We start from the raw sequence: 11,838 nt of genomic DNA on the forward strand, positions 1-11,838 counted from the left end.
GGCGGCGGGCCGGTGAACCGCCGCGGGGCCGGTGGACAGCAGAGGGTCAGGATCGGCGGGCGGCGGCCCGGCCGACCAGCGTGCCGAGGACCTGACCAAGGTCAAGCCCGGCCGCCTGGACCGCCAACGGCAGCAGCGACGTCTCCGTCATGCCGGGCGAGACGTTGACCTCCAACACGTGGGGCTGGCCGTCCCCGTCGACGATCAGGTCGACCCGGGACAGGTCACGCAGCCCGAGCGCGGTGTGTGCGGCCAACGCCACCTCGGCCACCGCGCCGGCCACGACCGGATCGAGCCGGGCCGGCGCGTGCCAGGTGGTACGGCCGGCGGTGTAGCGGGCCGCGTAGTCGTACACCCCGTTGCGGGGGACGATCTCCACCGGCGGCAGCGCCTGCGGTCCGTCGCCGAGATCGAGCACCGACACCGCGACGTCCATGCCGGCCACGTACCGCTCGACCAGTGCCGTGGAGTCGTACGCGAAGCAGCCGACCATCGCGGCCGGGAGGGCGGCGGCGTCCTTGACCACGGCGGCGCCGAGGCCCGAACCGCCCTGCGTCGGCTTGACCATCAGTGGCAGCCCGAGCCGGTCCACGATCCGGTCGAGCACGGCCACCGCGCCCAGCTCGGAGAAACGGTCGTGCGGCAGGGCCACCCAGTCGGGGGTGGGAATGCCGTTCTCCCGCAGCACCGCCTTGGCCGACGGCTTGTCCCAGGCCAGCCGGGCGGCCCGCGCGTCACACCCGACGTAGGGCGCGTCGCAGAGGTCGAGCACGCCGCGCAGTGAACCGTCCTCGCCTGTCGCGCCGTGCAGGGCGATCACCACCGCGTCGGGCGGGTCGGCGGCGAGCGCGGGCAGCAGCGCCACGTCGGCATCGCGCAGTTCCGCCTCAACCCCGGCGCTACGCAACGCGTCGAGAACCCGCCGGCCGGACCGCAGGGAGACGTCCCGCTCGTAGGACAGGCCACCGGCGAGCACGAGCACGTGCAGGTCGGTGACGGTGGAACCGGTCACGAGGGAGCGTTCGACGGGGGTGACAGCCATGCCGGAATCATGCCAAGTCGGGGCCGGGGACGTCCGGACCACCCCGCCGGCCGCCGGTCGGGGTGACCGGCCCGAAGACCTGCCGCATCGCCAGCTCCTGCTCCATCACCCGGGCCAGCCGGCGCACCCCCTCGCGGATCCGCTCCGGGGCGGGGAAGGAGAAGTTGAGCCGCATGTTGCCGGTGCCGGTGCCGTCGGCATAGAAACCGGTGCCCGGCACGTACGCGACCCGGGCGGCGATGGAACGCGGCATCATCGCCTTGGCGTCCAGCCCGTCGGGCAGGCTGGCCCAGACGAACAGCCCACCGGTGGGCCTGGTCCAGGTGGTGCCCTCGGGCATCTGGTCGTGCAGTGCGCCGAGCAGCGCGTCGCGGCGCTCCCGGTAGAGCTCCCGGTAGACCTTGAGCTGTTCGCGCCAGGGCATCGTCGACAGGTACGTCGAGACGGCGGCCTGCGCGAAGGCGCTGGGGCAGAGGATCTGCGCCTCGCTGGCGATGACCAGCTTGTCGCGGACGGCGTGCGGGGCGAGGATCCAGCCCACCCGTAGCCCGGGGGCGAAGGTCTTGGAGAAGGTGCTCAGGTAGAACACCCCGTCGCGGCGGCGGGCCCGCAGCGGCGCGGGCGCGTCGCCCTCGAAACCCAGCTGGCCGTAAGGGTCGTCCTCGACCACCAGCAGGCCGGCCCGCTCGCAGATGTCGAGCACCCGTTCCCGCCGTTCGTCGCTCAGCGTCACGCCGGCCGGGTTCTGGTAGGTGGGGATGGTGTAGAGGAACTTCACCCGCCGGCCGGCGCGGGCCTGGTCGGCGATGGCCACCTCCAGAGCCTCCGGGATCAGCCCGTCGTCGTCCATCGGCACGTGCACGACCTGGGCCTGGGCGGCCTGGAACACCCCGAGTGCGCCGACGTACGTCGGGCCCTCGGCGAGCACCACGTCACCCGGGTCGAGGAAGAGCCGGGCCACCAGGTCGAGCGCCTGCTGCCCGCCGACGGTGACCACCACGTCGTCGGGGGAGGCACCGCAGGAGGCGTCGATGCCGGAGAGCGTCATCACCTCGCAGATCCGTTCGCGCAGCTCCGGGCTGCCCTGGCCGATGCCGTACTGGAGGGTGGTGGAGCCGTGCTCGGCGCCGAGCCGGCCGAGCATCTCGCCGACCGCGTCGAGCGGCAGCGCGGCGATGTAGGGTGCGCCACCGGCGAGCGAGACGACCTCCGGCCGGCTGGCGACCGCGAAGAGGGCCCGGATCTCCGAGGCGGTCATGCCCCGGACCCGCCGGGCGTACCGGTCGGTGTAGTCGTCGAGCGTCGTTCCGGTCATGACATCACCTCGATCGGGTGTCGGTCGGGCTCCCGCCCGCTGGGGTACCCGCGGTGCCGGCGACCATGGCGGCGCGGGACGCCGGTCGGCCGATCGTAGTCCCCGCCCGGCAGCCCAGCGGTCACGATTCGGGTCGGGTCCACATCCCGGACGCCCCGTCCCCGTCCCGGGTGGCTATTCGCGCGTCCCCTCCCGTACGGTCGGCAGGCGGCGTACGATCGCTCGTCGGGGACGCAGCGGGCGATGCTGCCGCCGCGGGCTGGTCTCGCCTCCGAGCCTAAGTGTGGGGATGCTCTGATGTCGCGACGTCTGGTCAGTCTGACCCTCGACACCCTGGAAGACCTGCCTCGCCCGTGCCGGCAGTGCGTCTACTGGGAGCTGGACCCGGTCTCCGCCGAGCGGGCCTGCGCCAACGGCGACCCGGGGCTGGAGAAGGAGGCGTGGGTCTCCCAGACACTGCTGGAGTGGGGTTCCTGCGGCAAGCTGGCGTACGTCGACGGGATGCCCGCCGGGTTCGTGATGTACGCGCCGCCGGCCTACGTACCCCGGTCGATGGCGTTTCCGACCTCACCGGTCTCGGCGGACGCCGCGCTGCTGATGACCGCCAACGTGGTGCCCACCTTCGCCGGTGGCGGGTTGGGCCGAATGCTGGTGCAGGGTGTCGCCCGGGATCTGACGAAGCGGGGCATCAAGGCGATCGAGGCGTTCGGCGACGCGAAGTTCGGTGACGAGCCGGACGACACCCGGGCCTGTGTCGCCCCGACCGACTTCTTCCTCTCGGTGGGCTTCAAGACGGTCCGCCCGCACCCCCGCTACCCACGCCTGCGCCTGGAGCTGCGCACCGCGCTGAGCTGGAAGTCCGACGTCGAGTACGCGCTGGAGAAGCTGCTCGGCTCGATGAGCCCGGAGAGCCTGCTGCGGCCGGTGCGCCCCGCCCCGGCCACCCGCTCCAGCGCGGGCTGACCGGGCGTCGACGCGGGCCGCGCCCGGCTCAGTCGCGGACCGCGCCGGCCGCCACCACCGCCCGCAGGGCGCTGACGTCGATCGAGCCGGTCGGCACGTCCCGTTCGACCGGGAAGAACATCCGCTGTACGGCCGCCACGAGCGCCTCGACGATCCGGTCCCGGAACCGGGGGTCGACCAGCCGGGCCCGGTCCTGCGGCGAGGTCAGGTAGCCCACCTCGACCCGTACGGCGGGCATCCTGGTCAGCCGCAGCAGGTCCCACGCCTTGGCGTGGGTACGGCAGTCGCGCAGCCCGGTCCGCGCCACGATCTCCCGCTGCACCAGCCCGGCGAGCCGCTCCCCGGTGGCCGAGGTGACACCGTTGTCGGTGCCGTAGTGGTAGGTGGCGACCCCGTCGGCGGCCGGGTTGGCGTGGCCGTCGGTGTGCAGCGAGATGAACACGTCGGCACCGAGGGAGTTGGCCAACTCGGCCCGGTCGATGTCCGGCAGGCAGGTCCGGGGCGCGGGACCCCGGGTCAGCTGCACCCGGACGCCGGCTGCGGCGAGCCGCCCCTCCAGCCGGCTGGCCAGGTCGTGCACCAGATCCGCCTCGGTCCAGCGCAGCGTCCCGTCGGCCACCACCATCCCCGGATCGGTGCCGCCGTGACCGGGGTCGATGACGACGGTCCGCCCGACCAGGGTGGGACCGGACTGCCGGATCGCGTCGGATTCGCGTAGCCACTGGGGTCGTCCGCCGACCACCTTGCGGCCGAGCCGGCGCAGCGCGCCCATCGTGTACGGCCCGCAGGAGCCGTCGGGTTTCAGCCCCACCTCACGCTGGAACTGCGCCACCGCCCGCGAGGTGCGTACGCCGTAGACGGCGTCGGCACCGCCGACGTCGTATCCCATCTCCAGCAGGCGTTCCTGTAGGGACCGGACGTCCTCGCCGATCAGCGGGTCGGGCACCGCGTGGTAGAGGGTCCGGGCGCCGAGCCGCCAGCGGGCGGCGTCCAGGGCCCGCCAGGTCTCGGCACCGACCCGCCCGTCCGCGCTGAGCCCACGCGACTGCTGGAAGGCCCGGACGGCACGTTCGGTGGCGGCGTCGAACTCGTCGCCGGGCGCGGTGAGGAGGTCCAGGCCGGTCAGGACGGCACGGATCTCGGTCACTGCCGGTCCGCGGTCACCGGGTCGGATCGGACGCACGCAGGACCCCCTCAGAGGTTGGCTGCCGGGCACCTTCGCTGACGGCCACGCTTGCGCCTCCGGTAGGACCAGCGCTTACGGAGCGTACCGTGGCCGGTTGCCGCCGGCCGGTGGTTCGTGCAGGTCAGCGGCCCGAACGGCCGGAACCCCGCACCCGGAGGGGTGCGGGGTTCCGGTGGTGGAGCGGGGTTTACAGGGCCGACTCGATCAGCCGGACCAGTTCGCCCTTCGGCTTGGCGCCGGCGATCGACTGCACCGGCTCGCCGTTCTTGAAGATGGTGAGGGTCGGCACGGACATCACCCGGTAGGCGCGGGCGGTCTCCGGGTTCTCGTCGATGTTGAGCTTGACGATGGTGACCTGACCGGCCATCTCGCCGGCGATCTCCTCCAGCAGCGGCGAGACCTTGCGGCACGGCCCGCACCACTCGGCCCAGAAGTCCACCAGGACCGGCTTGTCGGACTTGAGCACGTCAGCGGTGAAGCTGGCGTCGGTGACGACCTTGGTCGCTCCCACTATGACCCTCCTTCTCAGTTGTGGTGTTGCAGTCGTTCAGCTCAGGGTGGCGATGAACCGCTCGGCGTCGAGTGCTGCGGCGCAGCCGGTGCCGGCGGCGGTGATCGCCTGCCGGTAGGTGTGGTCGACCACGTCACCGGCGGCGAAGACGCCCGGCACACTGGTGCGGGTGCTCGGCGACTGCACCTTCACGTAACCCTCGTCGTCCAGCTCGACCTGGTCGCGGAAGAGTTCGCTGCGCGGGTCGTGGCCGATCGCCACGAAGACGCCGGTGACGTCGAGCACCTTGACGTCGCCGGTGTGCACGTTGCGGACCCGGACGCCGGTCACCTTGCCGTCGTCGCCGAGCACCTCCTCGACGGTGCTGTTCCACTCCACCCGGATCTTGTCGTTGCTCAGCGCGCGGTCGGCCATGATCTTGCTGGCCCGGAACGAGTCGCGCCGGTGGATGATGGTGACCGACTCGGCGAACCGGGTGAGGAAGCTGGCCTCCTCCATCGCGGAGTCACCGCCGCCGACCACCACGATGTGCTGGTTGCGGAAGAAGAACCCGTCACAGGTGGCGCAGGACGACACGCCGTGGCCGAGGTACTCCTGCTCGCCGGGCACGCCCAGCGGACGCCAGGCCGAGCCGGTGGAGAGGATGACGGCCTTCGCCCGGTAGGCGGTCTGCCCGACCCATACGGTGCTGACCGCGTCGGAACCGGTGTCGCCGGTGTCCTTCAGCTCGACCCGGGTGACGTCGTCGGTCAGGAACTCCGCACCGAACCGCTCGGCCTGCTTGCGCATGTTGTCCATCAGCTCGGGGCCGAGGATGCCGTCGGCGAAACCGGGGAAGTTCTCCACCTCGGTCGTGGTCATCAGCGCACCGCCGGACTGCACACCCTCGATCACGAGTGGCTTGAGGTTGGCGCGTGCGGCGTAGACCGCCGCCGTGTACCCGGCCGGCCCGGAGCCGATGATGATCAGGTTGCGGACCTCGTCCACTGCCGTCTCCCGATGTGTGTGTACGACATCGGCGGCGCACCGACGTCGATCCGAGCGCCGACGGTTCAACGACGTCGGCGGCTGACTTGCAGAACGTCATCGTACGAACCGGGGATTCCCGGACCGGTCGTCCGGTGGGTCACGTCACGCCATGCGGGACGAGTGGTGACCGGGCCCTCACCCTACCCGCGACTGGTAGCGGGTGTCCGCGCCGGATCCCGGCACACCGCACTCCGCGCCACTCACCCACGCCCACCGCGCGCCCGTGGCATCGACGAAGTGGACCACCAGCGCCGGCTCGCCGTTGAACGTGGCGTAGTCGACCACCTCGACGGTGACCGGACCCCGCCGGTGCGCCGCCGCGATGTCGGCCAGGCAGGCGTCGAGCGCCGCCCGCCCGGTCAGCCGGTCCAGCCCGGCGGGGGCGGCGAGCCGTTTGCTCTCCGGTGCGCCGGGGCTGATCTGGGTGGTGACCTCCGGCTCGTCACCGGGCTGGAGACCCGGCGGGGTGACGGGTTGGACCAGCGGGGCGTCCGTGCCGCCCCGCAGCGTCGACGGGGACCAGTCGACGCCGCTGCGCCGGGTCTCGCCGCTGAACCGGAATCCGCGCTCCGCGTTCTCCTGCGCCGGCCGGGCCATCGAGGTGGCCGCGTCCCGGCCGGTCGTACCGTCGATCAGGTGGGCGACGCCGAAGCCCACCGCGGCCAGCGATGCTGCGGCCAGGGTGACCGGCCCGGCGAGCCGTACCCAGCGTCGCCGCCGGCCGGGGCCCGACGGATCGGCACGCCCGTCGCCGGGTCGACCGCCGGGGGTACGCCGACCGCCCGGCTGCGTCGGCACCGGGCCACCCGCCCCGACCGGCCGGGTGTCGCCAGGTGCGGCCGGGCGCGCGGCCCGGCGGGACGGCTCGACGTCGTCGTCGGCGGCCGGACCGGCACCGGCGAGCACGGCGGTGAGCCGTTCCACCACGGCCAGGGGCATCTCCGGTGCGGCAGCACCCCAACCCGTCAACTCGTCGTGCACCCGGGCCATGGCGGGGGCCAGTGCGTCGTGTGCGTCGGCCCAGGCCGGGTCCTCGGCCACCAGCCGGGCGACGGCGGGGTGCTCCGGGGTGCCGTCCAGTGCCCCGCCCACATAGTCGGCGAGCAGGTCGTGGTCGACCTCCCTGAACTCCCGGCCCCTCACGTCTCCTCCTGGATGGCGTCCCGCCGGGCCTGCCCCGACCCCGATCGGACGCCGCTGGCCGGCTGCCGGTTCCCGGGTGTGACGTCGGGAACGCCCTGACTCGCCGGGTGGGGGCCGGTCGACCCGGCCGGGGGCGGCGACTGCCGGTCCCCGCCGGTACGCAGGTGCCCCAGCACGCCGGCCAGCCGGGCCCGGCCCCGGGCGCACCTGCTCTTCACCGTGCCCTCGGCCACGCCGAGGATCCGGGCGACCTCGGCGACCGGATAGCCCTGCACGTCCACCAGGATCAGCGCGGCCCGCTGCTCCACCGGCAAACCGGCCAGCGCCTGGCGCACCACCAGGGCGGTGTCGTGGTCGGTGGCCGGGGCGGCGGGCTCGACGCCGCCGGTGCCCCGGGCGTCGTCGGTGTGGTTGCCGTCGGGCAGCGGGACGGTGGGGTGCGCCTGCCGGCGGCGGAGCCGGTCCAGGCAGGCGTTGACCACGATCCGGTGCAGCCAGGTGGTGACGGCGGAGTCGCCCCGGAACCGGCCGGCGGCGCGGTGGGCGGAGAGCAGCGCGTCCTGGAGGGCGTCGGCCGCCTCCTCCCGGTCGCCCGTGGTCCGCAGGGCCACCGCCCAGAGCCGGTCGCGGTGCCGGTGGAAGAGTTCGGTGAAGGCGTCGCGGTCACCGGCGACGTGGGCGCGGAGCAGATCCAGGTCGGTGGTCTCGGGCTGCGACACCACGACCGACGCCGGCCCACCGGTCGCCGGGTCGGGTGACTGCCCGCCGCGACCGACCATCACCACGTCCGGCGGAGGCGGTGACGGAGGCGCGGCGGGCGGATCACGATCCCTGGACCGAGATCTCCTGGACGCCCAGCTTGAAACCCCGCTCGGTAGAGGGCAGTTCGGTGATCCAGAAGAGCAGGTACTGGTATTTCTGCTCGGGGTCGAACCCGTCGAAGGCCATCTTGGTGCCGTCGTGCTGCTCGAACGGCTGGCCGATCCGGGTCTTGAAGCCCTTGACCAGGTCCTTGTCGCCCTGCGAGGTGGACGGGAAGTCGCCGTCGCCGGTGAACAGCGCGGCGGAGACGCCGGAGTCCGACAGGGTGGCGGTGAGCGACTTGACCGTGTGCGGGGCACCGAGGTCGATCCAGACCCCCATGCCCTTCTTGTAGTTGCTGAAGTTGGCCGAGTAGTAGGTGTCGGTCTCCCAACCCTTGTCCTCGTCGCCGTCCATCATCTTCTCGGCGTCGTCCAGCTCGTTGCGCTGCCGGCTGTCCGGGTCGATGATCCGGATGTCCTGGATGGCGAGCTTGCGCACCACGGGGGCCGGGGTGGCGTCGCCGGCCGGCGCGCTGGTCGAGGGACGGGCCACCGGCTCGGTCTCCGGGCTGTCGTCGCCGCCCAGGGTGGTGATGCCGATGAGCAGGCCGACGAGGGCGACCGCCAGCAGCCCGGCGATGCCGATCGCGACCTTCCGGCCGCCCGCGGCGGCGAGCGGCGACCGGTCCTCGACGCCGTCGGCGGTGAACCGGATGGTGCCGGTCTGGTCGAGGAAGTGGTCCTCGGCGGGGATGTCGAGCCGACCCAGCTCGGCGGAGAGCACGTCCGACGACGGTGGGGCGATCTCGGCGTCGAGCAGGTCCATCGTCAGGTCGTCGAGGTACGCCGGCACGCCGGCCCGGACCTGCCGGGGGGCGGCGATGGCGCCGCTGGCGTCGCGGACGGCGTCGGGGATGGCGGCCCGGCCGTGGCCGGCGGTCGCGCCGCGCAGCGGGGCCTCGGCGTGCGGCCAGTGACCGGTGAGGGCGAAGTAGAGGACGCCACCCACCGCGCGGATGTCGGCTTCCTGGCTGTCGTCGCCGTCGGTGCGGGCGTCGGCCAGGACCACCCGGCCGTCGTCGCTGATCATCACGGTGCCGGGGTGCACGTTGCCGTGGACCATCCCGGTGGCGTGCACGGCGGCGAGGGCGCTGGCGACCGCGTTGCCGACGGCGGTGGCCCGGGCCGGGTCCAGCGGACCTTCGGCGACCAGGTCACGCAGGGACCGGCCGTCGACCCACTCCCGGACGACGTACGCCCGGACGTCTTCGTCGATCGCGTCGTAGACGCCGACCAGGTTGGGGTGGATGACTCGGCTGGCCGCCACGGCGGCCTGGAGCATCTCGGTGGCCGAGTCGCCGCCGGGGTAGCGGAGCACCACCGCCACGGGCCGGCGCAGGATGACGTCGACCCCCCGCCAGACCAGACGCCCGGCGCTGTCGTTGTTGATGTGCTCGACCAGCTCGTACCGCTCGGCGAGGATCTCACCGGCCGTGGGAGCACCGAAGGTCATGACCGGAGGAGCAGTTTCCTCCGCCTCCTGACCCTCGCCGACCTGGGTCACCCGTCCTCCCTCGGTGATCGTGTCGATCGATGGACCCGCGCTGCTGGGCATGTGGCTTCCCGCTCCGCCGTCGCTGGAACCGACCGGCGGCGTCGACTCGGGCGTCGGCCACCTGCCGTGTCCGTCGACAGCGACCTTACCCGGACCGCCCGTCATACCGACATGTCATCTTCCCGCCGCGCTCGACGGCCTGTCGCATATGGGGTGGAAAGTCCGGTTAACGCCACTCTCTCCCACGTTGCTGACACATGTACTGGCCAATCTAGACGCCCGTCGCAAACCGTCGACCTCCGGGCCGACCCACCGGCGACAATCAGGTGTCGACAGGTCTGGTTCCCGCCGAACGGCCGTACATGCTCAGCCTTACGGTTGGTTATCCACAGCCCTTTACGGTGACTGAGCGGCCAGTCATCGAGTTATCCACAGGCGTGTCCCCAGGCTGGTGATCCTCGTTCACCCTGCGTGTCCTCTGCCCGGCCCCGGGCTGGCCGGCGGGTCAGCGGCCGAGCCGCCGCCGCACCATCGCGACCACCTCGGTGATCTCGCCGATCCGCAGCACCATCGCCAGGCCCAGGTACGTCCCGCCGATCACCACCCCGCCGAGGACCAGCCGCACCGCCGCCGCCGTCCAGCTCAGGTTGCCCGGGTCGCCGGGCAGCAGGTTGACCACCAGCAGGCCGACCAGCGCCGCACCGAGCGCCGCCACCAGCACCTTGCCCATGGTCCGCATGATCCGGCCCAACCCGATCCGGCCCACCCGGGGCCGCAGCAGCATCGCCGAGAGCACCGCCGCCGCCACGTACGAGATCGCGTTGCCGAGCATCATGCCGGCCGCCGCGAAGGTGGCCGAGAAGGCGACGAAGACCCCGATCTGCACGGCCACCCGCAGGATCACCACCGGGATGTTGACCAGCGCCGGGGTGCGGGTGTCCGGCAGCGCGTAGAAGGCGAAGGTGAACAGCTGGCTGATCGCGAACGGCACCAGGCCCAACGCGGCGACCAGCAGCACCAGCGAGGTGGCCAGCGCGTTGTCACCGGTGAACGCGCCGTACCGGAAGACCACCACGGAGACCGGACCGGCCAGCACCGCGTAGCAGACCGCGATCGGGGCCAGCACCGCCGTCACCATCCGGGTGCCCCGGGACAGGTCGGCGGTGACGTCGGCGAACCGGCCCTCGGCGGCGGCGGCGCTCATCCGGGGCATCAGCGCCGTGATGATCGAGACGGCGATGATGCCGTGCGCCATCATCAGCAGCAGGAAGACGTTGTTGTAGATCAGCAGGCCGGCGTTCTCCTCGTCGCCACCGGCGGCCCGGGTGAGCAGGTTGACCACCACGAACAGGCCGAGCTGGTTGACCGCGACGTAGCAGAACATCCAGCCACCGAGCCGGGCCAGCTCACGCAGACCCAGCTCGCGGAAGTCGAACCGCAGCTTCCACCGGAAACCCACCTTGCGCAGCGCCGGCAGCAGCCCGGCCGCCTGCACCGCCACGCCGAGCAGGGTGCCCCCGCCCACCAGCAGGATCCGGTCCCAGCCGATGTCCTCCGGACCCAGCGCCTGCGCGCCGTACACCGCGATGTAGAGGCCGAACGTGCCGATGACGACCAGATTGTTCAGGATCGGGGCCCACATCGGCGCGGCGAAGTGCCCCCTGGTGTTCAGCACCGCCGCGATCAACGCGCTGACGCCGGTGAAGAACAGCATCGGCAGCATCAGGTACGACAGGTTGGTGACCAGGCCCGTGTAGGCCGCGTTCTTGCCACCGGCGTAGAGCGTGGTCAGGGTCGAGGCCAGCAGCAGGGCCAGCACCACCGTCACCGCGAGGGCCAGCACCGCGAGGGTCAGCAGCCGCTGGGCGTACGCCTCGCCCCGGTCCGGGTCGGCCTTGCGGCGGCGCACCAGCACCGGGATCAGCACGCTGGTCAGCACGCCACCGAGCAGGAATTCGTACACCTGGTTGGGCAGGAACTGGGCGGTGGTGAACGCGTCGCCGACGGCGCTGCCCAGCGCGGCGCCGATCATCAGGTTCCGCACGAAGCCGGTGCCCCGGCTGACCAGGCTGCCGATCGCCATCACCGCGCTGTTCGCCGCCGCGCTGGTCTCGGCGACCACCTCCTGCGGCGGCGCGGTCGCCTCCACCCCCGGCTGGTTCAACGGCTCGGCGGAGATGAAGGTCGCCCCGTCGTACGGCCGGGGCCCGTCGCCCCCCTGCGCGGCGTTCGCGCTGCGGTAGAGCCCGCCGCTCATCTCCAGCCTCCCCGGGGTACGTCGGAGCCGGCAC

10 protein-coding genes are annotated in these 11,838 nt (G+C 72.6%); 1 reads left to right on the forward strand and 9 read right to left on the reverse strand.

Annotated features, from left to right (window positions below; all coding sequences use genetic code 11):
* Nucleotides 1–46 precede the first annotated feature (46 nt).
* Nucleotides 47–1,042 (reverse strand): D-alanine--D-alanine ligase family protein, encoded by a 996-nt coding sequence (locus ACN267_RS24845; protein ID WP_421489760.1) that lies wholly within the window; start codon nt 1,040–1,042, stop codon nt 47–49.
* Between the two features lie 7 nt (nt 1,043–1,049).
* Entirely contained in the window at nt 1,050–2,357 is a 1,308-nt protein-coding gene (locus ACN267_RS24850; RefSeq protein WP_281901631.1) for a PLP-dependent aminotransferase family protein, read from the reverse strand.
* A 297-nt stretch (nt 2,358–2,654) separates the two neighbouring features.
* On the opposite strand from ACN267_RS24850, the gene ACN267_RS24855 reads away from it, so the two are divergent.
* Complete coding sequence (locus tag ACN267_RS24855) at nt 2,655–3,320, forward strand: GNAT family N-acetyltransferase (RefSeq protein ID WP_204958366.1); 666 nt, start codon at nt 2,655–2,657, stop codon at nt 3,318–3,320.
* A 28-nt stretch (nt 3,321–3,348) separates the two neighbouring features.
* On the opposite strand, the gene ACN267_RS24860 is transcribed toward ACN267_RS24855, so the two are convergent.
* From ACN267_RS24860 to murJ, 7 genes are all read right to left on the reverse strand, one after another.
* Nucleotides 3,349–4,503 (reverse strand): N-acetylmuramoyl-L-alanine amidase, encoded by a 1,155-nt coding sequence (locus tag ACN267_RS24860; protein WP_281901634.1) that lies wholly within the window; start codon nt 4,501–4,503, stop codon nt 3,349–3,351.
* 190 nt (nt 4,504–4,693) lie between these two features.
* Nucleotides 4,694–5,017: a thioredoxin gene (gene trxA / locus ACN267_RS24865; RefSeq protein WP_088643651.1), complete on the reverse strand. Its 324-nt coding sequence runs from the start codon at nt 5,015–5,017 to the stop codon at nt 4,694–4,696.
* Nucleotides 5,018–5,053: 36 nt separating this feature from the next.
* Nucleotides 5,054–6,004: a thioredoxin-disulfide reductase gene (trxB, locus tag ACN267_RS24870; protein ID WP_204958364.1), complete on the reverse strand. Its 951-nt coding sequence runs from the start codon at nt 6,002–6,004 to the stop codon at nt 5,054–5,056.
* A 177-nt stretch (nt 6,005–6,181) separates the two neighbouring features.
* Entirely contained in the window at nt 6,182–7,189 is a 1,008-nt protein-coding gene (locus ACN267_RS24875) for a hypothetical protein (RefSeq protein WP_421489761.1), read from the reverse strand.
* On the reverse strand, nt 7,186–7,974 hold the full coding sequence (gene sigM, locus ACN267_RS24880; protein ID WP_421489762.1) for an RNA polymerase sigma factor SigM: 789 nt from the start codon (nt 7,972–7,974) through the stop codon (nt 7,186–7,188). Before sigM ends, ACN267_RS24875 begins: the two co-directional genes overlap by 4 nt.
* 37 nt (nt 7,975–8,011) lie before the next feature.
* A complete protein-coding gene (locus tag ACN267_RS24885; RefSeq protein WP_204958361.1) occupies nt 8,012–9,607 on the reverse strand; it encodes a protein kinase family protein in 1,596 nt (531 codons plus the stop codon).
* 445 nt (nt 9,608–10,052) lie between these two features.
* Nucleotides 10,053–11,804, reverse strand: a complete 1,752-nt coding sequence (gene murJ / locus ACN267_RS24890) for a murein biosynthesis integral membrane protein MurJ (protein ID WP_421489763.1) — start codon at nt 11,802–11,804, stop codon at nt 10,053–10,055.
* Nucleotides 11,805–11,838 lie beyond the last annotated feature (34 nt).

The sequence above is a fragment of the Micromonospora sp. WMMD734 genome (genome assembly GCF_049178975.1).
GTDB lineage: Bacteria > Actinomycetota > Actinomycetes > Mycobacteriales > Micromonosporaceae > Micromonospora > Micromonospora wenchangensis.

What these genes read in the sequence shown, in the direction of transcription:
- ACN267_RS24845 (WP_421489760.1), bottom strand. Translation starts at nt 1,042, where the DNA reads ATGGCTGTCACCCCCGTCGAACGCTCCCTCGTGACCGGTTCCACCGTC.
- ACN267_RS24850 (WP_281901631.1), bottom strand. Translation starts at nt 2,357, where the DNA reads ATGACCGGAACGACGCTCGACGACTACACCGACCGGTACGCCCGGCGG.
- ACN267_RS24855 (WP_204958366.1), top strand. Translation starts at nt 2,655, where the DNA reads ATGTCGCGACGTCTGGTCAGTCTGACCCTCGACACCCTGGAAGACCTG.
- ACN267_RS24885 (WP_204958361.1), bottom strand. Translation starts at nt 9,607, where the DNA reads ATGCCCAGCAGCGCGGGTCCATCGATCGACACGATCACCGAGGGAGGA.
- murJ (WP_421489763.1), bottom strand. Translation starts at nt 11,804, where the DNA reads ATGAGCGGCGGGCTCTACCGCAGCGCGAACGCCGCGCAGGGGGGCGAC.